The organism is Streptococcus infantis (assembly GCF_047460685.1).
Lineage (GTDB): Bacteria > Bacillota > Bacilli > Lactobacillales > Streptococcaceae > Streptococcus > Streptococcus infantis_AD.
The window spans coordinates 41069-67439 of the sequence record NZ_JASHFS010000011.1; the positions used below are offsets into that span (position 1 = coordinate 41069).

A 26371-nucleotide genomic window follows, 5' to 3' on the forward strand; every position below is an offset into this window, starting at 1 on the left:
AGCTTACCTCTCTAACAGATCATAGATCTTGGTGATATTTGATAGTAGTGTGATGACAACTAACTTATCACCGACTTGAAGGCTATCTTCACCAGTTGGGAAGATTGTTTTTCCATTGCGGATAATAGCAGCAATTAAAATATCTTTTTTGAGTTTCAATTGAGACAAAGGTTTACCAGTCATCTTGTTAGCTTCCTTGATAAGGAATTGAAGAGTTTCAACCTGTCCATTTGCTAGGTGGTGCATGGCTTGAAGATCTGAATATTGGGCATTGGCACGACCATGGATAAAGTGCATAATCGTATCAACAGCGATAGTTTTTGGTGTGATGATACTAGAAAACTCAGGTGCATGGATAATCTCTAGGAGACTAGTTCGATTGACCTTAGTGATGTTTTTCTGAACACCAACACTATCCAAGAACATAGATGTAATAATGTTTTCTTCGTCAACTCCAGTAAGGGTTGCGACCGCATCGTAGTGTTGGGCACTTTCTTCTAGGAGAATATCTTTTGCAGTTCCGTCCCCTTGTACAATATAGAGTTTTGGATATTTTTGACTGAAAAATGCTGCGCGATCTGGATTGAGTTCAATGACCTTGGTATCAATACGGCTATCTTTCAAAATACCAACAAGGTAGTAGGCGATTTTTCCGGCTCCGATAATGAGTAAACTCTTAACGACACGAGATTTGACATAGTTATGAAAAAGCATCATATCGACACGATGACCTGTTACAAAGATACGGTCTTTATCTTCTAAAATAAGGTCGCCACTAGGGATCATCAGTTTATGATCGCGCTCAATAGCACAGACAATAACATTACCAAACTTTTTACGGAAATCAACAATAGACATCTGACAAATATTACTATCAATTCGAACCTTGAATTCCATCAAACTAACCAAACCACCTGCAAAACGCTCAACAGAAAGAGCATTTGGGAAGTCGATGATATTAGCGATAGCACGAGCTGCAAGGAGTTCTGGATTGACAATAAGAGAAAATCCGAGAATATTTTTTTCTTTAAAGTAAGGGTTGGAATACTCAGGATTGCGAACACGGACGATGGTTTCTTTAGCCCCCATCTTTTTAGCTAAGACAGCAGAGACCATATTGACCTCGTCATATTGAGTCATAGCGATGAAAATATCGCAGTCTTGAACATTGGCAGCTTCTAGCATGGCAAAGTCAGCACCGTTTCCTGCAATTCCAATAATATCAAAACGGCTTGTCATATAATTAAGAACCGTTTCGTTCTGTTCAATTAGGACAACATCATGATTGTCAGCGACAAGTGAACGACAAAGGGCAGAACCAACTTTCCCCCCTCCGACAAGAATAATCTTCATATTAAATAACCTACTTTTTCAATATGTATCTATCATACTCTTTTTTAGAATAAAATGCACTCGGCAACCGACTCTTTTCATTATTAGGGTAGAAAATTGTCCCACTGATAATCTTACTTGTTCAAAATTTAAGATATAAATCAGCTATTTTCGTGTAATTCTAATGAATACATAAGCATTTTTAGCTAATGTAAATATGTTTGTAAAAAAATTGAAAAAATCAAGTCATTTCTATTGACAATCAAGCTGAAAGTGATATACTAAAACAGTAGTTTCGCTGATTTACTTCAAACCTGTTGTGAGGTAAGTTAACGATGCCTTAACCACGCTGTTTGCTGAGCTTGACTCCGGGCAGTGTGGCTATTTTTTTGCACTAGTGAGAGGAAACAAGGCATGGCAAATCACATTGTATTATTTGAACCCCAGATTCCACAAAATACGGGTAATATTGCTCGTACTTGCGCAGCAACGAATGCGCCCCTTCATATTATCAAACCGATGGGTTTTCCTATTGATGATCGTAAGATGAAGCGGGCAGGTCTAGATTATTGGGACAAGCTTGAGATTCATTTTTATGATAGCTTGGCTGATTTTATGGGAAAAATGGATGGTCAGCTCTACCTGATTTCCAAGTTTGCAGAAAAAGTCTATTCAGATGCAGATTTCACGACAGAAGGAGATCATTATTTTCTCTTTGGGCGTGAAGATAAGGGCTTGCCTGAGGAATTTATGCGTGAGCATCCAGAAAAGGCTCTCAGAATTCCGATGAATGATGAACATGTTCGTAGCCTGAATGTATCTAATACAGTATGTATGATTGTCTATGAGGCTCTCCGACAACAAAACTTTGTGGGCCTCGAACTGGTTCACACTTATGAAACAGATAAATTGAAATAAACACTTAGATAAAATGCTTGCGCTTGCAAGCTTTTTTTGTTATCATAAAGGGGTCTTCAGGGCTGGGTGAGATTCCCGACCGGCGGTGAATTTGACTAGCTATTTTAGCTTTCTCTTCGTTGTCTTGTCTCGATATACTTTAAGTATTATCTTCGACTGCGACGTCTAGATAAATCTAAAATATCTTAGCCAAATAAGTCCGCGAGCGCAAGCTGATGTGGTGAGATTCCACAACCGACAGTATAGTCTGGATGGGAGAAGACGAAAGAATGGCTTTGTCTATTCTAATTGATTTTTTATAGGTAAATTGCAACCGCTTGCTAAAAAGAGTGAGGGGAAACTTTTGGAATATAAAAATAGAGGGTAGATAGAGGAATCCTTTCCAACTTCTTCTGATTTTATAGAAAATTGGAGGAACCTGTTATGACAAACACACGTCGACTTTCGACCATTGCAATTCTATCAGCGCTTTCATTTGTGTTGATGTACTTTGACTTTCCGCTTTTGCCAGCGGCATCCTTCTTGAGGATTGAGTTCAGTATTTTACCGGTCCTTGTGGGATTGGTAGTCTTGGATTTACCAGCAGCTTTTGGAGTGCTTTTCCTTCGGTCCTTGTTGAAAATTCTTTTGAACAATCAAGGGGTTAGTACCTATATTGGTTTACCGATGAATATTGTTGCCTTGGGAGTCTTTGTACTTGCTTTTGGTTTGATTTGGAAAAAAGAGCGTACAACCATGCGTTTCGTCCTAGCTTCAATAGCTGGTACGCTTGGTTTGACTCTAGCTATGCTAGTTCTGAACTACGTCTATGCTGTTCCTTTGTACGCTAGGTTTGCTAATTTTGATATTGAGAAAATCTTAGGATTGAGCAACTACCTGATGACTATGGTCTTGCCTTTTAATCTGATTGAAGGTATTATCTTTGCCATCTCTTTCTGGTTGTTGTTTGTCCTTTTGAAACCAACTTTAAAATACTATGAAAGATAAACAAACATATTTGATGAAGGGCTCTTTTGCCCTTTTGCTTTTTGTAATTTTAGGTTATATTGTCAAGTTTTACCCTAATATGCTGATTGGCTTTGATCAACCAATCCAGACTGCTATTCGAGGTGACTTACCTGCTTCCTTGACCTTTCTTTTCAGAACAATCACACATTTAATTGATATCCCAGTCATTATCACTTGGGTTCTCATTGTAGCTTTTATTTTTTACCGTAAGCGATGGAAACTGGAAACTTATCTCATGCTAGGGAATTTGACTTTAGCTGGAATCTTAATCGTAACTTTTAAAAATATCTACCAACGACCTAGACCAGAAATAGTACATCTAGTGGAGGAAAAAGGTTTCTCATTTCCTAGTGGACATTCTCTGGCTGTGACGCTCATGGTAGGATCTTTGATTGTGATTTTGAGCCAACGGATTAAGAATACAACTTGGAGAAAAATCGTTCAAATCTTGCTAAGTTTATACATCGTCAGTGTATTGGTATCAAGAATTTATCTGGGAGTTCACTACCCATCAGATGTGATTGCCAGCCTTTGTGTAGGCCTAGGAGTTTTGTTTATGGAGTTTCCTTTCTATGATAAACTGCGTTTTCAATGGCGATTTACAGGCAAGCAGAAGTAGGCATTAACTCTTCTTGAGGAGAAAGAAATGGAAGTCAACATAAAAGATCTTCATCCGAGTCAACTATACTTATCAGAAGAGAAATTACAAGATATCCAGATGCTTTATCAATCGGTAGAAAAGCACAATATCAATCCAATCAGTGTTCTTGCATTTGGAGATTATTTGTTGATTACAGATGGGCATCACAGGGCTTATCAGGCTTTGTTGGTAGGCCAGGATACAATTTCTGCTGAGTGGGATAGAGATGGAGGTGATGAACTCTATCATCTTTATGCGCAAGCTTGTGAGAAAAGAAAGATATACTCTGTTCTGGATTTAAAAAATCAAATCTTACCTCAAGATGAGTATGAGGCAAAGTGGTATAACTGGTGTGATGGTTTTAATCAAGCAGCGGAGCTAGTATTAGGATTAGAAAATGATGACAAAAATCATTCAGATAGATGATTCCTTGCGTCTAGTTCCCTATTTTTTAGCAGATCATCATGATGCAGCTTTGGCCTGGTATCAAGATGTGGATTTGGTGGAACTTGTAGACGGTATTAGAATACCTTATAGTCCGGAAAAATTAAATGCCATGTATTCCTATTTAGAAAGACACGGGGATTTGTTCTGGATTGAGTTTCGAGAAAAAGGAGAGTGGCTTCCAATTGGGGATGTAACCTTATCTCAGGAAAACCTTCCTATTGTGATTGGCAATCCAATTTATCAACATCAAGGACTTGGACGCAAGGTTTTGAAGGCTTTGATTGATCTAGCTCGGCAAAAGGGTTGGAAACAATTGAACGTTCAAGAAATCTATACTTTCAATCGTACCTCTATAAGATGTTTTGAGTCTCTTGGATTTGTGGAAAGAGGCGCTACTGAAAAGGGCTTGAGTTTTGTACTGACTTTGAGCGAATGAATTCACTCCATCGTGGTAGAAGATTTTGAAGATTAATTGCACCAAAAAAGTGTAACATAAAGAAATGTCAAAAATAAAAATTTCTCTTGCATTTTTTTTAAAATAGTGTATAATAGATGGGTATGTGTAAAGCATACTTGTGGGAGGTAAAAATCTCTAAATTACCGCCAAAACCACAAAGGAGGATTTAAAAATGGCTAAAAAAGTCGAAAAACTTGTAAAATTGCAAATCCCTGCTGGTAAAGCTACACCAGCTCCACCAGTTGGACCTGCTCTTGGTCAAGCTGGTATCAACATCATGGGATTCACAAAAGAGTTCAACGCTCGTACTGCTGACCAAGCTGGTATGATCATTCCAGTTGTTATTTCAGTATACGAAGACAAATCATTTACTTTCGTTACAAAAACACCACCAGCTGCTGTTCTTTTGAAAAAAGCTGCAGGTGTTGAAAAAGGATCAGGTACACCTAACAAAACTAAGGTTGCTACAGTTACTCGTGCACAAGTACAAGAAATTGCAGAAACTAAAATGCCAGATTTGAACGCTGCAAACATTGAGTCTGCAATGCGTATGATCGAAGGTACTGCTCGTTCTATGGGATTCACTGTTGTTGACTAATCAATAACATCCCTATATAACCCGCAAGACTTCATCATTTCGAGAAGTGACGTGGGAGATGAAAATCGATTGAACCACTTACAAGGAGAATAGAAAATGGCTAAAAAAAGCAAACAACTTCGTGCTGCTCTTGAGAAGATCGACAGCACAAAAGCATACAGCGTAGAAGAAGCTGTAGCTCTTGCAAAAGAAACTAACTTTGCAAAATTTGATGCAACTGTAGAAGTTGCTTACAACTTGAACATTGACGTTAAAAAAGCTGACCAACAAATCCGTGGAGCAATGGTATTGCCAAACGGTACTGGTAAAACAGCTCGCGTTCTTGTATTTGCACGTGGTGCAAAAGCTGAAGAAGCAAAAGCTGCTGGTGCAGACTTCGTTGGTGAAGATGACCTTGTTGCTAAAATCAACGACGGTTGGTTGGACTTCGACGTAGTTATCGCTACACCTGACATGATGGCTCTTGTTGGACGTCTTGGACGTGTCCTTGGACCTCGTAACTTGATGCCAAACCCTAAAACTGGTACTGTAACAATGGATGTTGCTAAAGCAGTTGAAGAGTCTAAAGGTGGTAAAATCACTTACCGTGCTGACCGTGCAGGTATCGTACAAGCTATCATCGGTAAAGTTTCATTTGAAGCTGACAAGTTAGTAGAAAACTTCAAAGCATTCAACGAAACAATCCAAAAAGCTAAACCAGCTACTGCTAAAGGAACTTACGTAACAAGCTTGACAATCACAACTACTCAAGGTGTTGGTATCAAGGTTGACGTTAACTCACTTTAATTAGTAATGATTTAACATGAAAGGTTGAAGACAAATTTGTCTCAACCTTTTTTCTATTAAAAAAATAAAAATACGTATAAACTTTCTAATCTATTTGATATTGTAAAGTATCTAGATAGAAAATTCAGAAAATTTGCTCTTTTCTCTTGAAAATTTTTGAAAAAATGGTATGATAGTAACAAGCTATTTTTAAGAGAAGAGAAAGGGGAACGATGGAGAAAATCATTTTAGACTCACCTAAGACGGGATCGGATCTTGTTTTGGAAACACTTCGCGACTTAGGAATCGACACGATTTTTGGTTATCCTGGTGGAGCAGTACTTCCTTTATATGATGCTATTTATAATTTTAAGGGAATCCGCCATATTCTAGGTCGCCATGAGCAGGGCTGTCTTCACGAAGCTGAAGGTTATGCTAAGTCAACAGGAAAACTGGGTGTTGCAGTCGTCACAAGCGGACCAGGAGCTACAAATGCCATTACAGGGATCGCAGATGCTATGAGCGATAGTGTTCCCCTTTTGGTCTTCACAGGACAAGTTGCAAGAGCGGGAATCGGTAAGGATGCTTTTCAAGAAGCTGATATCGTTGGTATCACCATGCCAATCACTAAGTACAATTATCAGGTTCGAGAAACTGCGGATATTCCGCGAATTATTACAGAAGCTGTGCATATTGCGACTACAGGTCGTCCAGGGCCAGTCGTCATTGACCTACCAAAAGATGTTTCTGCGCTTGAGACAGACTTCGTATACTCTCCAGAGATAGATTTACCAAGTTATCAGCCAACACTTGAGCCAAATGATATGCAAATCAAGAAAATCTTGAAGCAATTGTCTAAGGCTAAAAAACCAGTCTTGCTAGCTGGGGGTGGGATTAGTTACGCTGAGGCTGCGGCAGAGTTAAATGAATTTGCAGAGCGTTATCAAATTCCAGTTGTGACAAGTCTTTTGGGACAGGGAACAATTGCAACTAGCCATCCACTGTTTTTGGGAATGGGCGGAATGCATGGTTCCTTTGCAGCAAATATTGCCATGACTGAGGCTGATTTCATGATTTCTATTGGTTGCCGCTTTGATGACCGTTTGACTGGAAATCCTAAAACCTTTGCTAAGAATGCAAAAGTAGCGCATATTGATATCGATCCAGCAGAGATTGGTAAGATTATCGCTGTTGATATCCCGGTTGTTGGAGATGCTAAAAAGGCCTTGCAGCAGTTACTAGCTGAGCCAATCGTTCGTAACAATACTGAAAAATGGATTGAAAAAGTTACCAAAGATAAGAATCGTGTTCGTTCTTATGATAAGAAAGAACGTGTGGTTCAACCTCAAGCAGTTATTGAACGCGTCGGTGAGTTGACCAATGGCGATGCCATTGTTGTAACAGACGTTGGACAACACCAAATGTGGACGGCTCAATACTATCCTTACCAAAACGAGCGACAACTCGTAACATCAGGTGGTCTAGGAACCATGGGATTCGGAGTTCCAGCAGCTATTGGTGCTAAGATTGCTAATCCAGATAAAGAAGTTGTTCTCTTTGTCGGAGATGGCGGTTTCCAGATGACTAATCAGGAATTGGCAATCTTAAATATTTACAAGATTCCAATCAAGGTCATCATGCTTAATAACCATTCACTCGGGATGGTTCGCCAGTGGCAAGAAGCCTTCTATGATGGTCGAACTTCAGAGTCGGTCTTTGATAGCCTTCCAGATTTCCAATTGATGGCTCAAGCCTATGGAATTAAGAATTATAAGTTTGATAATCCTGAAACTCTTGAGAAGGATTTGGAAGTCATCATGGAAGATGAACCAATGTTTATTGAAGTAGACATTTCTCGGAAAGAACATGTTTTACCGATGGTACCAGCTGGTAAGAGTAATCATGAGATGTTGGGGGTGAAGTTTAATGCGTAGAATGTTAACAGCCAAACTTCAAAACCGTTCAGGTGTTCTCAATCGCTTCACAGGAGTCTTATCGAGACGTCAAGTCAATATCGAAAGCATTTCTGTTGGCGCAACCGAAAATCCAAATGTGTCACGGATTACCATTATCATCGATGTTGCCTCACATGACGAGGTGGAGCAAATCATCAAACAACTGAATCGTCAGATTGATGTAATTCGTATTCGTGATATTACGGATCAGCCCCACTTAGAACGAGAAGTAATTCTTATAAAGGTTTCAGCGCCTGCTGAAAAACGTGCAGAAATTTTGGCTATTATCCAACCTTTCCGTGCAACAGTAGTCGATGTAGCTCCAAGTTCCATTACCATTCAGATGACTGGGAATGCAGAAAAGAGTGAAGCTTTGATTCGAGTCATTCGACCTTACGGTATCAAGAATATCGCTCGTACGGGTGCAACTGGATTTACCCGCGACTAATACTCTTCGTAAATCTCTTCAAACTACGTTAGCGTCGCTTTGCCGTAGGTATATGTTACTGACTTCGTCAGTCTTATTTACAACCTCAAAGCAGTGCTTTGAGCAACCTGCAGCTAGCTTCCTAGTTTGCTCTTTGATTTTCATTGAGTAAAAGAATCCAACTTAAATTTGTTAAACCAGCCTAACAGGCAATAAAAATAGAAAAGAGAGAAAAAACTATGGCAGTTCAAATGGAATACGAAAAAGATGTAAAAGTAGCAGCACTTGACGGTAAAAAAATCGCCGTTATTGGTTATGGTTCACAAGGACATGCGCACGCTCAAAACTTGCGTGATTCAGGTCGCGATGTGATCATCGGTGTACGTCCAGGTAAATCTTTCGATAAAGCAAAAGAAGATGGTTTTGACACTTACACAGTAGCAGAAGCAACTAAATTGGCTGATGTTATCATGATCTTGGCACCAGATGAAATCCAACAAGAATTGTACGAAGCAGAAATTGCTCCAAACTTGGAAGCTGGAAATGCTGTTGGATTTGCACATGGTTTCAACATTCACTTCGAATTCATCAAAGTTCCTGCAGATGTTGATGTCTTTATGTGTGCTCCTAAAGGACCAGGACACTTGGTACGTCGTACTTACGAAGAAGGATTTGGTGTTCCAGCACTTTACGCTGTCTACCAAGATGCAACAGGAAATGCCAAAAACATCGCTATGGACTGGTGTAAAGGTGTTGGTGCAGCGCGTGTAGGTCTTCTTGAAACAACATACAAAGAAGAAACTGAAGAAGATTTGTTTGGTGAACAAGCAGTACTTTGTGGTGGTTTGACTGCCCTTATTGAAGCTGGTTTTGAAGTCTTGACAGAAGCTGGTTATGCTCCAGAATTGGCTTACTTTGAAGTTCTTCACGAAATGAAATTGATCGTTGACTTGATCTACGAAGGTGGATTTAAGAAAATGCGTCAATCAATTTCAAACACTGCTGAGTATGGTGACTATGTTTCAGGTCCACGTGTAATCACTGAACAAGTCAAAGAAAACATGAAAGCAGTTCTTGCGGACATCCAAAATGGTAAATTCGCCAACGACTTTGTAAATGACTACAAAGCTGGACGTCCAAAATTGACTGCCTACCGTGAACAAGCAGCTAACCTTGAAATTGAAAAAGTTGGTGCAGAATTGCGTAAAGCAATGCCATTTGTCGGTAAAAACGACGATGATGCATTCAAGATCTACAACTAATTTTTAAGAATATAAACAGAAGGCGAGTTGGGGGGAACCTAACTCGCTTTTTATCTTGAAAACTCATCTAGGAGGAGATTATGCTAAGTGCAAAAGATGTGGTGAAAGCCCACAAGGTTTTGAGTGGTGTAGTAGCCAATACACCACTTGACTACGATCATTATTTATCCGAAAAATACGGAGCGAAAATTTATCTTAAAAAGGAAAATGCTCAACGTGTCCGTTCTTTTAAAATTCGTGGAGCTTATTACGCTATCTCGCAATTGACAAAAGAGGAACGTGAACGTGGTGTAGTGTGTGCTTCAGCGGGAAATCACGCTCAAGGAGTTGCCTACACATGTAATGAGATGAAGATCCCTGCAACAATCTTTATGCCAATTACGACACCTCAACAGAAAATTGGTCAGGTCCGTTTCTTTGGAGGAGATTTTGTGACGATCAAATTAGTAGGGGATACTTTTGATGCTTCAGCCAAGGCTGCTCAAGACTTTACTGTAGCTGAAAATCGTACTTTTATTGACCCCTTCGATGATCCCTATGTTCAAGCTGGCCAGGGTACGGTAGCCTATGAAATTTTAGAAGAAGCTCGTAAAGAATCTATTGAATTTGATACTGTCTTGGTACCAGTTGGAGGTGGAGGCCTCATTTCAGGTGTTTCTACTTATATTAAAGAAACTAATCCAGCAATTGAAGTGATTGGTGTTGAAGCAAATGGTGCTCGTTCTATGAAGGCTGCCTTTGAAGCTGGGGGACCGGTTAAACTTAAAGAAATTGATAAATTTGCGGATGGGATTGCAGTACAAAAAGTAGGGCAGTTGACCTATGAAGCAACACGAAAAAATGTTGAAACTCTTATCGGTGTAGATGAAGGATTGATTTCTGAGACCTTAATTGATCTTTATTCTAAACAAGGGATTGTAGCTGAGCCTGCGGGTGCTGCTAGTATTGCAGCCTTGGAAGTATTATCCGATTATATTAAGGGCAAGACCATTTGTTGTATCATTTCTGGAGGGAATAATGACATCAACCGTATGCCAGAGATGGAAGAACGTGCCTTGATTTATGATGGTATCAAGCATTACTTTGTAGTGAATTTCCCACAACGTCCGGGAGCACTTCGAGAGTTTGTAAATGATATCTTAGGACCTCATGATGATATTACTCGTTTTGAATATATCAAACGAGCTAGCAAGGGAACTGGTCCAGTATTGATAGGGGTTGCACTTGCTGATAAGCACGATTATGCGGGATTGATTCACCGGATGGAGAAATTTGACCCATCTTATATTAACTTGAATGGGAATGAGACCCTATATAATATGCTTGTTTAATATGCTATGAAATTTTTATCATATCATTTGCCTAACCTATTTACAAGTGCTATAATGTAAATGAAGAAAGGGGGAGATTCCCATGGTTTTAAAAGTTATACTTGTTCTAATTATTCTAATGCTTATTGTAGGAGCTATACTAATGAGCTCAATCTATGTTGTTCGACAACAATCAGTAGCTATCATTGAACGATTTGGTAAGTATCAAAAGTTGAGCAATAGTGGTATTCACCTAAGAGCACCATTTGGGATTGATAAAATTGCAGCTCGTGTACAACTGCGTCTCTTGCAAAGTGAAATCGTTGTGGAAACCAAGACTCAAGATAACGTATTTGTGACGATGAATGTTGCAACACAGTACCGAGTAAATGAACAAAATGTTACAGATGCTTACTATAAACTAATGAGACCTGAGGCTCAAATCAAATCTTACATTGAAGATGCATTGCGCTCATCAGTTCCTAAGTTAACTTTGGATGAATTGTTTGAGAAAAAGGATGAAATTGCATTAGAAGTTCAAAAACAAGTAGCGGAAGAAATGTCAACGTATGGGTACATTATCGTCAAAACGCTCATTACCAAAGTAGAGCCGGATGCGGAAGTCAAGCAATCGATGAATGAAATCAATGCTGCTCAACGTAAGAGAGTAGCAGCACAAGAATTGGCCGAAGCAGATAAAATTAAGATCGTAACAGCGGCCGAAGCAGAGGCAGAAAAGGATCGCCTACATGGTGTGGGGATCGCAGAGCAACGAAAAGCAATTGTTGATGGACTTGCTGATTCTATTAAAGAGTTAAAAGGAGCCAATGTTGAATTAACTGAAGAGCAAATCATGTCAATCTTGTTAACTAACCAGTATTTAGATACATTGAATAATTTTGCAGAAAAACAAGGTAATAATACAATTTTCTTACCAGCAAATCCTAACGGAGTTGAAGATATACGAACCCATATATTATCGGCTTTAAAAGCCAAGTAAACCAAATCTTAACGTCTTATTTGATTGGATATATGTTTTTTTATTGACAAATGCCATAAAAACGTATACAATTAAATATCGTAAAGAATAAAATAGGAGAAAAACATGGCTAAGACTAACTTTGAAAAAGTAGAATCAGTTGTTAGCTGGGTTCGTGATAAGAAGATCACTGGTTATCGTATTTCTAAAGAAACGAATGCACGTGAAATGTCTATCATTGCTCTAGCTCAAGGACGTGCAAAAGTTAAAAATATTTCCTTTGAAACAGCCCTTGGATTAATTGATTTCTATGAAAAAAATCATGAAAAATTTGAAGATTAATCTTTGGATACAAGCAGACTCTAATTAGGGTCTGCTTTTATTTATGGAATGGAGAAATAGCCATGCTATGACCTACTCAACAAATCTATTTGTTAGGATGAGCTAGGTTGACAGGAGAGGAGTGATCTCATACTCTTCGAAAATCAAATTCAAACCACGTCAGCTTCGCCTTGCCGTACTCAAGTACAGCCTGCGGCTCGCTTCCTAGTTTGCTCTTTGATTTTCATTGAGTATCACTCATGAAAATCAAATAAAAGATTAGGAATATAGCTACAAGCAATACTTGCTCAGAAAGCAGAAGATGGCATCGAAGATATAAAAATAGGTCGGAATAAAAAACTCCGACCTTGATTTTTATGTTCATGAGCCTTTGACTCAATGTTGATTGGGGATTGAAAAGGAATACAACTCTTAGTTTAAGAGGTTTATCCAACCGCTTTTATCTTATCCTAAATAGCGTTGTAAAAATTCTCTTGTACGTTCCTCTTTAGGATTTGTAAATAAATCTTCAGGTTTGCCTTCTTCTGCAATCACACCTTTGTCCATAAAGATGACACGGTGTGATACGTCACGAGCAAATTCCATTTCGTGGGTTACAACGATCATTGTCAAGCCTTCTTGAGCTAGTTCTTGCATGATTTTTAGAACTTCACCGACCATTTCAGGGTCAAGGGCTGAAGTAGGCTCGTCAAAGAGAATGGCATCAGGATTCATAGAAAGCGCGCGAGCAATGGCTACACGTTGCTTTTGACCACCAGAAAGTTGTTTTGGTTTAGCTTGCCAGTAGCGCTCTCCCATTCCAACCTTTTCAAGGTTTTCTTTAGCAATTTTCTCTGCTTCTGATCGTTCACGTTTGAGAACGGTTGTCTGTGCAACAATCGTATTTTCAAGAACGTTGAGATTTTCAAAGAGGTTAAAGGATTGGAAAACCATGCCTAGTTTTTCACGATAGTGAGTGAGGTTATACCCTTTTTCAAGTACGTTTTCACCGTGATAAAGGATCTCACCATCAGTTGGTGTTTCGAGAAGGTTGATAGAACGTAGGAAGGTTGATTTACCACTACCGGAACTACCGATGATAGAAATCACTTCTCCTTTATGAATAGTGAGAGAGATGTCTTTTAAGACCTCGTTTTGCCCGTAGGATTTTTTGAGGTGTTTGATTTCAAGGATTGGTTGACTCATTATTTCAAATCCTCCGTTTGCATTTGGTTAGCACCTGTCGTGTAGGTATCCATATCCATACGTTTTTCGATGAAGCGTAGGATACGCGTTACTGTGAAGGTGAGGACAAAGTAGATAACTGCGATGATGGTAAAGGTTTGGAAGTACTGGTAGGTTTGTGTTGCTACTGTATTTCCTGAGAAGTAAAGTTCTACAACAGAGATAACGTTCAATACAGAAGTATCCTTGATGTTGATGACGAACTCATTACCAGTCGCTGGTAGAATATTTCGAACAACTTGAGGCAAAACAATCTTACGCATGGTCTGGTTATGAGTCATGCCAAGTGCAGTTGCCGCTTCAAATTGTCCCTTATCAACAGCTAGGATACCACCACGGACGATTTCAGTCATGTAGGCACCAGTGTTGATCGAAACGATAAAGATAGCAGCTAGCGTACGGTCTAGATTGATTCCGAAAGCTTGAGCAGTTCCATAGTAGATAACCATAGATTGTACAATCATAGGTGTCCCACGGAAAATTTCAATATAGATATTGAGAATCCAACCGATTAGTTTTTGGATGCCGAAAATAAATTGATTTTCTGATAGAGGTGCTGTACGGAAGACACCGATAGCAAGACCGATAGCGAGACCAACGATGGTACCGATAATTGAAATGAGAAGTGTAATACCAGCACCACGCAAGAGTTGTTGCCAGTTTTCAGTCAGAATTTTAGCGACTTGGCCAAAGAAATTACTGTTGCTTTCCTCTGTCGTTGTAGATTCTGCTGGTTGCTCTTTGATCATACGATCCATGAGCGCAACTTGTTCATCTTTAGAAATGGTTTCAATACTGGCATTGATTTGGCTGATACGGTTATCATCTTTACGAAGTCCAATAGCGATAGATGTATCTTCTTCACCAGTTTTAAAACCAGGTTCAGGCTGAATCATTTTGAACTTAGCGTTTGCTGATTCGGCAGTTAGGGCTTCAGGACGTTCAGAAACATAGGCATCAATGACACCAGCTTCAAGAGCTTGACGCATTTGGGCGAAATCTCCCATGGCAGTTTCCTTCTGAGCGCCTGAGATTTGTGAAATCAAATCATAAAGGTAAACACCTTGTTGAGAAGTGATTTTTGCTCCGCTAAAGTCCTCTAGTGATTTGGCGTTTGCATAGGCAGAATCTTTTTTGACCAAAAGTACTGGTTCGCTAGTATAGTAGCTGCTTGAAAATGCAATTTCTTGTTTGCGTTCAGCAGTTGGGCTCATACCTGCAATGATCATATCAATCTTACCAGAAGTAAGGGCTGGAACAAGTCCTTCCCACTTGGTTTTAACAACCAAGGGCTCTTTGCCTAGGTCCTTAGCAATTTTTTTAGCTATTTGGACGTCGTAACCATTAGCATATTGGTTGGTTCCATCGATTTTGACAGCGCCGTTACTGTCGTCATCTTGAGTCCAGTTAAAGGGTGCGTAGGCTGCCTCCATACCGATGCGTAAATATTCATCGGCTTGGACCTGGCTAACTAGTCCTAAAGTAAGGGCCAGGCTAGCAAGGATAGTTAAGCATAATTTTTTCATGTTTTCTCCTATTTCTAGTCTAAAATTGCTTCTCTCTATTGTATCGAAAATTAGCAAGTTTTTCAATCCTAGTAAACCCTTACTTGGAAAAAAATGATATAATGAGAAAAAGGTCAAAAGAGGCTATATTATGAAAAAAAGATGGTTAATAGTACTTATATTTACATGTCTGATAATTGTTCCCAAACTGGTTTTTGCCGTGGATTTCAGCATTCCATCCTATAAAGGAGAACTGTATATTCATGCAGATAATACAGCGGAATTTAGGCAGAAGATAGTTTACCAGTTTGAGGATGATTTTAATGGCCAAATAGTGGGACTTGGTCGTGCAGGCAAGATGCCTAGCGGGTTTGAAATTGATCCTCATCCAAAGGTTGAGGCATCGAAAAATGGTGCTAAACTGACAGATGTTACTAGCGAAGTGACAGAAGAAAAGAATGGTTATACTGTTAAAGTCTATAATCCAGGTCAGGAAGGGGACAGGGTCGAAGTGGAACTTACCTGGCAATTGAAAAATCTTCTTTTCTTATATCATGATATCGCTGAATTAAATTGGCAACCCTTAACAGATAGTTCAGAATCTATTGAAAAGTTTGAGTTTCATGTGAGGGGAGATAAGGGGGCTGAAAAACTCTTTTTCCACACAGGTCAACTTTATAGAGAGGGAAGTATTGAACAGAGTGGTCATGACTATACTATTCGCTTAGACAATCTTCCGTCTAAGCGCGGAGTTGAGTTGCATGCCTACTGGCCTCGAACTGATTTTGCTAGCGCTACAGATCAGGGCTTAAAAGGGAATCGTTTAGAAGAGTTTAATAAGATAGAAGACTCGATTGTTAGAGAAAAAGAGCAGAGTAAACAACTCGTTACTTGGGTGTTTCCTTCAATACTTTCCATCTCCTTGTTATTGAGTATCTGCTTCTATTTTATTTATAGAAGAAAAACCACTCCTTCAGTCAAATATGCCAAAAATCATCGTCTCTATGAACCGCCGATGGAATTAGAGCCTATGGTTTTATCAGAGGCTGTCTACTCGACCTCCTTAGAGGAAGTGAGTCCTCTAACCAAAGGAGCAGGAAAATTCACCTTTGACCAACTTATTCAAGCTACCTTGTTAGATGTGATAGACCGTGGGAATGTCTCTATTATTTCAGAAGGAGACGCAGTTGGCTTGAGGCTGGTAAAAGAAGATGGTTTGTCAAGCTTTGAGAAAGACTGCCTAAATCTGACCTTTTCAGGTAAAAAAGAAGTTGCTGTTTCCAATTTGTTTGCAGATTATAAGGTTTCTGAGAACCTTTACCGTGGAGCGAAAGCTACTGATGAAAAACGGATTCAAACAAAAGGCCGTAAACTCAAATATTCTTTTGAAAGAGCATTGAAAGAGATGCAAGACGGAGTAAGAAATCGAGTTTCCTTCTGGGGGCTCCCAGATTATTATCGCCCCTTGACTAGCGGGGAAAAGGTCTTGCAAGTGAGCATGGCTGTTTCTACTATTTTCCCACTAATCATCGGATTTGGTTTGTTCTTGTATAGTTTGGACGTTCATGGCTATCTTTACCTCCCCTTGCCAATACTTGGTTTTCTAGGTTTAGTTTTGGCTGTTTTCTATTATTGGAAGCTTCGACTAGATAATCGTGATGGTGTCCTAAATGAAGCAGGAGCAGAAGTCTACTATCTCTGGACCAGTTTTGAAAATATGTTGCGTGAGATTGCACGACTGGATCAGGCTGAATTGGAAAGTATTGTTGTTTGGAATCGTCTATTAGTTTATGCAACTTTGTTTGGATATGCTGACAAGGTTAGCCATTTGATGAAGGTTCACCAGATCCAAGTTGAAAATCCAGATATCAATCTCTATGTAGCCTATGGCTGGCATAGCATGTTTTATCATTCAACAGCGCAAATGAGCCATTATGCCAGTGTCGCAAATACGGCAAGTACTTACTCAGTATCTTCTAGTAGTGGAAGTTCTGGTGGTGGATTTTCTGGCGGCGGTGGTGGCGGCAGCATCGGTGCCTTTTAAAGAAAACTAAACACAGCTTATAAAAGTATGATATAATGGAGGATAGAAAAAGGAGTTATCTATGTATCTTATTGAAATTTTAAAATCTATCTTTTTTGGTATTGTTGAAGGAATTACGGAATGGTTGCCGATCTCAAGTACAGGTCACTTGATCCTAGCAGAAGAGTTTGTCCAGTATAAAGACCAGAGTGAAGCCTTCATGTCTATGTTTAACGTAGTTATTCAACTGGGTGCTATCCTAGCCGTTATGGTTATCTACTTTAACAAGCTTAATCCCTTCAAACCTGGTAAGGATAAGGTGCAAGTCCGTAAAACGTGGCAGTTATGGTCCAAGGTTTTTGTAGCGACCTTACCTCTTCTCCTAGTCTTTAAGTTTGATGATTGGTTTGATACTCACTTCCATAATATGGTTTCAGTAGCTATCATGTTGATTGTTTATGGGGTGGCCTTTATCTATCTTGAAAAACGTAACAAAGCGCAAGCGATTGAGCCAACAGTCACAGAGTTGGACAAATTACCTTATAAAACAGCCCTTTATATCGGTCTTTTCCAAGTCTTGGCTCTTTTACCAGGAACTAGCCGTTCAGGTGCCACTATCGTCGGTGGTTTGTTGAATGGGACTAGTCGTTCAGTGGTGACAGAGTTTACCTTCTATCTAGGAATTCCAGTTATGTTTGGAGCAAGTGCTTTGAAGATTTTTAAATTTATCAAAGCGGGAGAAGTCTTGAGTTTTGGTCAATTCTTCTTGCTCTTGGTAGCAATGGTAGTGGCTTTTGCAGTCAGCATGGTTGCCATTCGTTTCTTGACCAGCTATGTAAAAAAACACGACTTTACGATGTTTGGTAAATACCGTATTGTCCTAGGTAGTGTATTACTACTTTATAGCTTCGTTCGATTATTTGTATAAGAAAAAAGAGGCTGGGCAAAAAGTCTTTAAAATCAAAAAACGCATAATATCAGATGTTGAAAAACCTTGATACTATGCGTTTTATTGTGGGAAAATTTACTTCATTTACTCCTGAAATTGAGTTTTTGTCCAAGCTCTTTTAAAATCCAGTCACAGTGACACCCAATAAGCGAACGTCTTTATCTTTATCTGCCAGAGATTCGTAAAGTTGGATAGCCATTTGTGAAATAGTTTCAGCATCTTGGATCTTTTGAGATAAGCTTTTCCGCTTAGTCATTGTAGAAAAGTCAGCATAGCGGATTTTTAAAATAACAATCTTTCCAGATTTTTCATGTTTTTGAAGACTTAGGGCAACTCTTTCCGAAAGGAGAGTTAGCTCTTTTTTGATATCCTCTTCTAGATTGAGAATTTTACTATAAGTTTTTTCTTTTCCGATAGACTTACGAATGCGATTGGATTTGACGGGAGAATTATCAATGCCACGAGCCTTGCGATACAGGTCAAAACCGAGTCTACCAAAACGATCAATGAGACTAATTTCAGAAATTTTTAAAAGGTCAGCTCCTGTGAATACGCCCATTTGATGCAATTTCTCAACTGTTTTCTTACCTACACCGTGGAATTTAGCGATATCCATTTGTTTGAGAAAATCTTCAGCTTCATTAGGGAGAATAACTGTCAGACCTCGAGGTTTTTGGTAATCGCTGGCTATTTTAGCTAAGAATTTATTGTAAGACACACCAGCAGAAGAGGTCAAATGAAGTTCATTCCAAATATCTTGTTGAATTAGTCGAGCGATTTTAACAGCGGACTTGATGCCGAGTTTGTTTTCAGTCACGTCTAGATAAGCTTCATCGATACTCATAGGCTCGATATTATCCGTATAACGTTTGAAAATAGCTCGAATCTGTTGACCGACAGCAGTATATTTTTCGTAGTTTCCAGAAATGAAAACTGCTTGAGGGCAACGTTCATAGGCTTCTTTAGAACTCATGGCTGAGTGGATGCCAAATGCTCGTGCTTCATAGCTACAGGTAGAAACAACACCGCGACCACCAGTTTTTCTAGGGTCACTACCAATCACAACTGGCTTCCCTTTAAGTTTGGGATTGTCTCGAATTTCAACAGCAGCAAAAAAGGCATCCATGTCAATATGGATGATTTTACGAGATAAATCATTCATTAGTGGAAAAATCAACATGAAGAAACCTCTCAGTGCTAGTTTGTTTAATTTTATTATACTCTTTTTCTGAAAAAATGAAAATCAAAATAACCTCTTTCAAAAATATAATACAGTTTGTGGCATATTTTGAACTGTATTAGAAAAGAAAGTGTTAAAAAAGTGAGTTTTTAGTTGTTGAAATCGTTTACTGTGTGTTATACTGAATACATGAATGTAACAGATGACTGTTACTAGAAAGAAAAAAGAGGAATTAACATGGTTGTTAAGACAGTTGTTGAAGCACAGGACATTTTTGACAAAGCCTGGGAAGGCTTTAAAGGTGTTGACTGGAAAGAAAAAGCAAGTGTATCACGCTTTGTACAGGCTAACTACACACCTTACGATGGAGACGAAAGCTTCCTTGCAGGACCAACAGAACGTTCACTCCACATCAAAAAAATCGTAGAAGAAACTAAAGCACACTACGAAGAAACTCGTTTCCCAATGGACACTCGTCCAACTTCTATTGCTGATATTCCTGCTGGATTTATCGACAAAGAAAACGAATTGATTTATGGTATCCAAAACGATGAACTCTTCAAATTGAACTTCATGCCAAAAGGTGGTATCCGTATGGCTGAAACTACTTTGAAAGAAAATGGATACGAACCAGATCCAGCTGTTCACGAAATTTTCACTAAATACGTAACAACTGTTAACGATGGTATCTTCCGTGCTTACACTTCAAACATCCGTCGTGCTCGTCACGCTCACACTGTAACTGGTCTTCCAGATGCATACTCACGTGGACGTATCATCGGTGTTTATGCACGTCTTGCTCTTTACGGTGCAGACTACTTGATGCAAGAAAAAGTTAACGATTGGAACTCAATCGAAGAAATCGATGAAGAAACAATCCGTCTTCGTGAAGAAATCAACCTTCAATATCAAGCATTGCAACAAGTTGTTCGCTTGGGTGATCTTTACGGAGTTGATGTTCGTAAACCAGCGATGAACGTTAAAGAAGCTATCCAATGGGTAAACATTGCCTTTATGGCTGTCTGCCGTGTTATCAACGGTGCGGCTACATCTCTTGGACGTGTGCCAATCGTATTGGACATCTTTGCAGAACGTGACCTTGCTCGTGGTACATTTACTGAATCAGAAATCCAAGAATTTGTTGATGATTTCGTTATGAAACTTCGTACAGTTAAATTTGCTCGTACAAAAGCTTACGACCAATTGTACTCAGGTGACCCAACCTTCATCACAACTTCTATGGCTGGTATGGGTAACGACGGTCGTCACCGTGTTACTAAGATGGACTACCGTTTCTTGAACACTCTTGACAACATTGGTAACTCTCCAGAACCAAACTTGACAGTTCTTTGGACTGACAAATTGCCATACAACTTCCGTCGCTACTGTATGCACATGAGCCACAAACACTCTTCAATCCAATACGAAGGTGTAACAACAATGGCTAAAGATGGATATGGTGAAATGAGCTGTATCTCATGTTGTGTATCTCCACTTGACCCAGAAAACGAAGAACAACGTCACAACATCCAGTACTTCGGTGCTCGCGTTAACGTTCTTAAAGCTCTTCTTACTGGTTTGAACGGTGGTTACGACGATGTTCATAAAGACTACAAAGTATTTGACATCGAACCAATCCGTGACGAAGTTCTTGAATTCGAATCAGTTAAAGCAAACTTTGAAAAATCTCTTGACTGGTTGACTGACACTTACGTAGATGCTTTGAACATCATCCACTACATGACTGACAAGTACAACTACGAAGCTGTTCAAATGGCCTTCTTGCCAACTAAACAACGTGCTAACATGGGATTCGGTATCTGTGGATTCGCTAACACTGTTGACACATTGTCAGCTATCAAGTACGCTACAGTTAAACCAATCCGTGACGAAAATGGCTACATCTACGATTACGAAACAATCGGTGAATACCCACGTTGGGGTGAAGATGACCCACGTTCAAACGAATTGGCAGAATGGTTGATCGAAGCTTACACAACTCGTCTACGTAGCCACAAACTTTACAAAGACGCAGAAGCTACAGTATCACTTTTGACAATCACATCTAACGTTGCTTACTCTAAACAAACTGGTAACTCTCCAGTCCACAAAGGTGTATACCTCAACGAAGATGGTTCAGTGAACTTGTCTAAACTTGAATTCTTCTCACCAGGTGCTAACCCATCTAACAAAGCTAAAGGTGGATGGTTGCAAAACTTGAACTCACTTGCTAGCCTTGACTTTGGTTACGCAGCTGATGGTATCTCATTGACAACTCAAGTATCACCACGTGCTCTTGGTAAAACTCGTGACGAACAAGTTGATAACTTGGTAACAATCCTTGATGGTTACTTCGAAAACGGTGGACAACACGTTAACTTGAACGTTATGGACTTGAACGATGTTTACGAAAAGATCATGTCAGGTGAAGACGTAATCGTACGTATCTCAGGATACTGTGTAAATACTAAGTACCTCACTCCAGAACAAAAAACTGAATTGACACAACGTGTCTTCCACGAAGTTCTTTCAATGGATGATGCATTGAGCTAAGATTCATAAATAGTAAATAAAAACCAGTCATTTTGACTGGTTTTTTTGGCTCTCTGTCAACTGTAGTGGGTTGAATAAAAGCTAACATCTGGAGAGGACAATCGTTGTCCTCTCCATTTTTATATTCAGAGCGATGAAAATTCGTTTCTTAAAGTTATCAAAGTTCCGAAATCCAAAGGCATTTCGTTTGATGAGTTTAATGAGATTATTAGTCGCTTCCAACTTACCGTTGGAATAGGGTAATTGAAGGGCGTTGACAATTTTCTCTTTGTCCTTGAGAAATGTCTTAAAGACAGTCTGAAAAAGAGGATAAACCTTCTTTAGATTGTCCTCAATAAGTCCAAAAAATTTGTCTGACTCCTTATTCTGAAAGTGAAAAAGCAAGAGCTGATAGACATTGTAGTGGTGTTTCAAGTCTTCTGAATAGCTCAAAAGCTTGTCTAGAATCTCTTTATTCGTTAAGTGCATACGAAAAGTAGGACGATAAAATCGTTTATCGCTGAGTTTACGACTATCCTGTTGAATGAGCTTCCAGTAACGTTTGATGGCCTTGTATTCATGAGATTTTCTATCGAATTGGTTCATAATTTGGACACGAACCCGACTCATAGCTCGGCTAAGATGTTGAACAATGTGAAAACGATCCAAAACGATTTTAGCACACGGAAAAAGTTGTCTAGCTAAGTCATAGTAAGGGCTAAACATATCCATAGTAATGATTTTCACTCGACATCGGACTGCTCTATCGTAGCGAAGAAAGTGATTGCGGATGATAGCTTGTGTTCTTCCCTCAAGAACAGTAATGATATTGAGCTGATCAAAATCTTGTGCGATAAAACTCATCTTTCCCTTGGTAAAGGCATACTCGTCCCAAGACATAATCTCTGGAAGACGAGAAAAATCATGCTTAAAGTGAAAGTCATTGAGCTTACGAATGACAGTTGAAGTTGAAATGGATAGCTGATGTGCAATATCAGTCATAGAAGTCTTTTCAATCAACTTTTGAGCAATCTTTTGATTGATGATGCGAGGAATTTGATGATTCTTTTTGACGATAGAAGTCTCAGCGACCATCAATTTAGAGCAATGATAGCACTTAAAACGACGCTTTTTAAGAAGAATTCTGGTAGGCATACCAGTCGTTTCGAGGTAAGGAATTTTCGACGGTTTTTGAAAATCATATTTCTTCATTTGACATCCGCACTCAGGGCAAGACGGGGCGTCATAGTCCAGTTTAGCGACAATTTCCTGGTGTGTATCCCTATTGATGATATCTAGAATCTTGATATTTGTGTCTTTGATATCAAGCAGTTTTGTGATAAAATGTAATTGTTCCATATGAATCTTTCTAATGAGTTGTTTAGTCGCTTTTCATTATAGGTCATATGGGACTTTTTTTCTACACAAAAATAGGCTCCATAATATCCATAGGGGATTTACCCACTACAAATATTATAGAGCCGTTTTTTTGTAAAAAAAAATATTAAAAAATAGTCAAACTTGGTCAAACTTCTTGACTAAAACTGACTAAAGTGATAAACTAAGAACATAAGGATAAGGAAATCCTTAGAAAACCTTGATTTTAAGGTGATTATGTATTTCATCTTAAGATCAAAGTATGGGTAAAACCTAGAAAAGAGGTGCAACCTATGTTTAACATTAGCATTTTTAGAAGTCCAATCGCAAAACCTGTATTGGATAAAGAAAAACCTGAAATTATACGTAGAGTAGCTATTAGCTAGTCTAAATTTTTTAAAACAAAGGTCAAAGAAAGTCAAATTATTTTGACTAAGTAAATTTGAAAACAAACGAGGTATGAAATATGAATAACAACTTTAACAACTTTAATAACTTTAACAACATGGATGATTTATTTAACCAATTGATGGGCGGTATGCGTGGATATAGTTCTGAAAATCGTCGTTACTTGATTAACAGTCGTGAAGTAACTCCAGAAGAATTCGCTATTTACCGTCAAACTGGTCAATTCCCAAATGAAGGAAGTGACCAAGCACAGTATGTTCAAGGTAAAGCTATGAAACAAGATGGTATTCTTGCAAAACTTGGACGTAACTTAACAGCTGAAGCTCGTGAAGGAAAGTTGGATCCGGTTATTGGACGTAATAAGGAAATCCAAGAAACATCTGAAATTCTTTCTCGTCGTACTAAGAACAACCCAGTTCTTGTAGGTGATGCTGGTGTCGGTAAAACAGCCGTAGTTGAAGGTTTGGCCCAAGCTATCGTGAACGGTGACGTTCCTGCAGCAATCAAGAACAAAGAGATCATTTCTATTGATATTTCTGGACTTGAAGCTGGTACTCAATACCGTGGAAGTTTTGAAGAAAACATTCAAAATTTGGTAAATGAGGTCAAAGAAGCTGGAAATATTATCCTTTTCTTCGACGAAATCCATCAAATCCTGGGTGCAGGTAGCACAGGAGATGGTCAAGGATCTAAAGGTCTTGCGGATATCTTGAAACCAGCTCTTTCACGTGGTGAATTGACAGTGATTGGGGCAACAACTCAAGATGAATATCGCAACACTATTTTGAAAAATGCTGCTCTTGCTCGTCGTTTCAACGAAGTAAAAGTTAATGCTCCATCTGCTGAAGATACCTTCAAGATTCTCCAAGGGATCCGTGATCTATATCAACAACACCATAATGTTATCTTGCCAGATGAAGTGCTGAAAGCTGCTGTTGATTATTCTGTTCAATATATTCCACAACGTAGCTTTCCAGATAAGGCTATCGACCTAGTCGATGTCACAGCTGCTCACTTGGCAGCACAACACCCAGTGACAGATGTGCATGCTGTGGAACATGAAATTGAAGAAGAAAAAGCTAAACAAGAAGCTGCAGCTGCTAAAGAGGATTATGAAGCGGCATTAAATGCAAAAATTCGTATTGAAGAACTTGAAAAGAAAATTGCCAACCATACAGAAGATCACAAGGTTACAGCTACTGTAAATGATGTAGCTGAGTCTGTCGAACGGATGACTGGAATCCCAGTATCACAAATGGGTGCAACCGATATCGAACGATTGAAAGATATGGGTCACCGTTTGCAAACCAAAGTTATTGGCCAAGACAAGGCTGTTGAAGCAGTAGCAAAAGCGATTCGTCGTAACCGTGCTGGTTTTGATGAAGGAAACCGTCCAATCGGTAGCTTCCTCTTTGTAGGTCCTACTGGTGTTGGTAAGACTGAGTTAGCTAAACAATTGGCTCTTGATATGTTTGGTACTAAAGATGCCATCATCCGTTTGGACATGTCAGAATATAGCGACCGTACAGCCGTATCTAAATTGATTGGTACAACTGCAGGTTATGTTGGTTACGATGATAACAACAATACCTTGACTGAACGTGTTCGTCGTAATCCATACTCAATCGTTCTTCTTGACGAGATTGAAAAGGCGGATCCTCAAGTCATCACCCTTCTCCTCCAAGTTTTGGACGATGGTCGTTTGACAGATGGTCAAGGTAACACTGTCAACTTCAAGAATACGGTGATTATCGCAACTTCAAACGCTGGATTTGGTTATGAAGCGAACTTGACAGAAGACGCGGACAAACCAGAACTCATGGATCGTTTGAAACCTTACTTCCGTCCAGAATTCCTCAATCGCTTCAACGCTGTGATTGAATTCTCACACTTGAGCAAGGAAGACCTTTCTAAGATTGTAGATTTGATGTTGGTTGATGTCAATAAGACACTTGCTAAGAAAGAGATCGACTTGACAGTGAGCGATGCAGCCAAAGAATATATGACCGAAGAAGGTTACGATGAAGTCATGGGTGTTCGCCCACTCCGTCGTGTAGTTGAACAACAAATTCGTGACAAAGTCACAGACTTCCACTTGGATAACCTTGATGCTAAACACCTAGAAGCTGACATGGAAGATGGTGTTTTGGTCATTCGTGAAAAAGCCTAAATCAAGATTTTGAAAATAAAAAAAGGAACCAGTTGAAAAAACTGGTTCTTTTATGTTAAATGACATGACGTTCAAAGGCATCGTCTGAGATTCCTTGTTCAAGGATCAATTTTGCCCATTCCTTAGCTGAAAATAGGCTATGATCCTTGTAGTTACCACAAGATTCAATGGTTGTTCCTGGGACATCTTCCCAAGTTGTTGTTTCAGCGATTTCTTTGAGTGAATCCTTGATGACAGCAGCGATTTCTGCGCTAGTATGACGTCCCCACATAATCATATGGAAACCTGTACGACAGCCAAATGGTGAACAATCAATCATCCCGTCAATGCGAGTACGGATGAGTTTGGCCAAGAGGTGCTCTATCGTATGAAGACCAGCAGTAGGGATTGAGTCTTCGTTTGGTTGAACCAAGCGAATATCAAAGTTAGAAATGATATCTCCCTTAGGACCTGTTTCTTCTCCGATTAAACGGACATACGGTGCTTTAACAATGGTGTGATCGAGTTCAAAACTTTCAACAATAACTTCTTTTGACATGGTATTTCCTTTCAACTTTCTTCTT

General features: G+C 39.2%; 23 protein-coding genes and 1 riboswitch. Of the genes, 17 read left to right on the forward strand and 6 right to left on the reverse strand.

Features of this window, described 5'->3' with window-relative positions; translation table 11 throughout:
• Window positions 1-3: 3 nt before the first annotated feature.
• Window positions 4-1353 carry a Trk system potassium transporter TrkA gene (gene trkA, locus QM917_RS06530; protein ID WP_414285294.1) on the reverse strand — a complete coding sequence of 450 codons (1350 nt, stop codon included), beginning with the start codon at window positions 1351-1353 and terminating at the stop codon, window positions 4-6.
• Between the two features lie 393 nt (window positions 1354-1746).
• Between trkA and QM917_RS06535 the strand changes: the two genes are divergently transcribed.
• From QM917_RS06535 to QM917_RS06595, 13 genes are all read left to right on the forward strand, one after another.
• Window positions 1747-2250: a tRNA (cytidine(34)-2'-O)-methyltransferase gene (locus QM917_RS06535; protein WP_049549008.1), complete on the forward strand. Its 504-nt coding sequence runs from the start codon at window positions 1747-1749 to the stop codon at window positions 2248-2250.
• A 48-nt stretch (window positions 2251-2298) separates the two neighbouring features.
• Window positions 2299-2517: riboswitch (FMN riboswitch) on the forward strand.
• Between the two features lie 156 nt (window positions 2518-2673).
• Window positions 2674-3237, forward strand: coding sequence for an ECF transporter S component (locus QM917_RS06540; RefSeq protein ID WP_049549009.1), 564 nt, complete (start codon window positions 2674-2676; stop codon window positions 3235-3237).
• Complete coding sequence (locus QM917_RS06545) at window positions 3227-3877, forward strand: phosphatase PAP2 family protein (protein ID WP_049549010.1); 651 nt, start codon at window positions 3227-3229, stop codon at window positions 3875-3877. Before QM917_RS06540 ends, QM917_RS06545 begins: the two co-directional genes overlap by 11 nt.
• A 27-nt stretch (window positions 3878-3904) precedes the next feature.
• Window positions 3905-4324 (forward strand): ParB N-terminal domain-containing protein, encoded by a 420-nt coding sequence (locus tag QM917_RS06550; protein WP_049549011.1) that lies wholly within the window; start codon window positions 3905-3907, stop codon window positions 4322-4324.
• A complete protein-coding gene (locus QM917_RS06555) occupies window positions 4299-4781 on the forward strand; it encodes a GNAT family N-acetyltransferase (RefSeq protein WP_049549022.1) in 483 nt (160 codons plus the stop codon). Before QM917_RS06550 ends, QM917_RS06555 begins: the two co-directional genes overlap by 26 nt.
• A gap of 193 nt (window positions 4782-4974) precedes the next feature.
• A complete protein-coding gene (rplK, locus tag QM917_RS06560; protein WP_001085808.1) occupies window positions 4975-5400 on the forward strand; it encodes a 50S ribosomal protein L11 in 426 nt (141 codons plus the stop codon).
• 96 nt (window positions 5401-5496) lie between these two features.
• Complete coding sequence (rplA, locus tag QM917_RS06565) at window positions 5497-6186, forward strand: 50S ribosomal protein L1 (RefSeq protein ID WP_001085672.1); 690 nt, start codon at window positions 5497-5499, stop codon at window positions 6184-6186.
• 212 nt (window positions 6187-6398) lie between these two features.
• The gene (locus QM917_RS06570; protein ID WP_049549012.1) at window positions 6399-8099 is read left to right on the forward strand and encodes an acetolactate synthase large subunit; all 1701 of its coding nucleotides are present in this window, start codon (window positions 6399-6401) and stop codon (window positions 8097-8099) included.
• The gene (gene ilvN, locus QM917_RS06575) at window positions 8092-8568 is read left to right on the forward strand and encodes an acetolactate synthase small subunit (RefSeq protein ID WP_001253809.1); all 477 of its coding nucleotides are present in this window, start codon (window positions 8092-8094) and stop codon (window positions 8566-8568) included. Before QM917_RS06570 ends, ilvN begins: the two co-directional genes overlap by 8 nt.
• A 218-nt stretch (window positions 8569-8786) precedes the next feature.
• Window positions 8787-9809, forward strand: coding sequence for a ketol-acid reductoisomerase (ilvC, locus tag QM917_RS06580; RefSeq protein WP_000290683.1), 1023 nt, complete (start codon window positions 8787-8789; stop codon window positions 9807-9809).
• Between the two features lie 80 nt (window positions 9810-9889).
• Window positions 9890-11140: a threonine ammonia-lyase IlvA gene (gene ilvA, locus QM917_RS06585; RefSeq protein ID WP_049549013.1), complete on the forward strand. Its 1251-nt coding sequence runs from the start codon at window positions 9890-9892 to the stop codon at window positions 11138-11140.
• 82 nt (window positions 11141-11222) lie between these two features.
• Window positions 11223-12119 carry an SPFH domain-containing protein gene (locus tag QM917_RS06590; protein WP_000243418.1) on the forward strand — a complete coding sequence of 299 codons (897 nt, stop codon included), beginning with the start codon at window positions 11223-11225 and terminating at the stop codon, window positions 12117-12119.
• A gap of 105 nt (window positions 12120-12224) precedes the next feature.
• Complete coding sequence (locus tag QM917_RS06595) at window positions 12225-12440, forward strand: hypothetical protein (RefSeq protein ID WP_001140700.1); 216 nt, start codon at window positions 12225-12227, stop codon at window positions 12438-12440.
• 444 nt (window positions 12441-12884) lie between these two features.
• On the opposite strand, the gene QM917_RS06600 is transcribed toward QM917_RS06595, so the two are convergent.
• Window positions 12885-13625 carry an amino acid ABC transporter ATP-binding protein gene (locus QM917_RS06600; protein ID WP_049549014.1) on the reverse strand — a complete coding sequence of 247 codons (741 nt, stop codon included), beginning with the start codon at window positions 13623-13625 and terminating at the stop codon, window positions 12885-12887.
• Window positions 13625-15190, reverse strand: coding sequence for an ABC transporter substrate-binding protein/permease (locus QM917_RS06605; protein ID WP_049527370.1), 1566 nt, complete (start codon window positions 15188-15190; stop codon window positions 13625-13627). The genes QM917_RS06600 and QM917_RS06605 overlap by 1 nt, the downstream gene beginning before the upstream one ends.
• Before the next feature lie 130 nt (window positions 15191-15320).
• Between QM917_RS06605 and QM917_RS06610 the strand changes: the two genes are divergently transcribed.
• Both QM917_RS06610 and QM917_RS06615 read left to right on the forward strand, forming a co-directional pair.
• Window positions 15321-17213, forward strand: a complete 1893-nt coding sequence (locus tag QM917_RS06610) for a DUF2207 domain-containing protein (RefSeq protein ID WP_049549015.1) — start codon at window positions 15321-15323, stop codon at window positions 17211-17213.
• Window positions 17214-17274: 61 nt separating this feature from the next.
• Window positions 17275-18120 (forward strand): undecaprenyl-diphosphate phosphatase, encoded by an 846-nt coding sequence (locus tag QM917_RS06615; protein WP_075232062.1) that lies wholly within the window; start codon window positions 17275-17277, stop codon window positions 18118-18120.
• A gap of 139 nt (window positions 18121-18259) precedes the next feature.
• Here QM917_RS06615 and dinB read toward each other — a convergent pair whose 3' ends face one another.
• Window positions 18260-19321, reverse strand: coding sequence for a DNA polymerase IV (dinB, locus tag QM917_RS06620; RefSeq protein ID WP_414285295.1), 1062 nt, complete (start codon window positions 19319-19321; stop codon window positions 18260-18262).
• A gap of 237 nt (window positions 19322-19558) precedes the next feature.
• Between dinB and pflB the strand changes: the two genes are divergently transcribed.
• Window positions 19559-21874, forward strand: a complete 2316-nt coding sequence (pflB, locus tag QM917_RS06625) for a formate C-acetyltransferase (RefSeq protein WP_049527379.1) — start codon at window positions 19559-19561, stop codon at window positions 21872-21874.
• Window positions 21875-21955: 81 nt separating this feature from the next.
• Here the strand turns inward: pflB and QM917_RS06630 are convergent, their stop codons facing one another.
• Complete coding sequence (locus QM917_RS06630; RefSeq protein WP_315640861.1) at window positions 21956-23212, reverse strand: ISL3 family transposase; 1257 nt, start codon at window positions 23210-23212, stop codon at window positions 21956-21958.
• A gap of 484 nt (window positions 23213-23696) precedes the next feature.
• On the opposite strand from QM917_RS06630, the gene QM917_RS06635 reads away from it, so the two are divergent.
• The gene (locus tag QM917_RS06635; RefSeq protein WP_075232064.1) at window positions 23697-25808 is read left to right on the forward strand and encodes an AAA family ATPase; all 2112 of its coding nucleotides are present in this window, start codon (window positions 23697-23699) and stop codon (window positions 25806-25808) included.
• 55 nt (window positions 25809-25863) lie between these two features.
• Here the strand turns inward: QM917_RS06635 and QM917_RS06640 are convergent, their stop codons facing one another.
• Window positions 25864-26346 (reverse strand): S-ribosylhomocysteine lyase, encoded by a 483-nt coding sequence (locus QM917_RS06640; protein ID WP_000032544.1) that lies wholly within the window; start codon window positions 26344-26346, stop codon window positions 25864-25866.
• Between the last annotated feature and the right edge of the window lie 25 nt (window positions 26347-26371).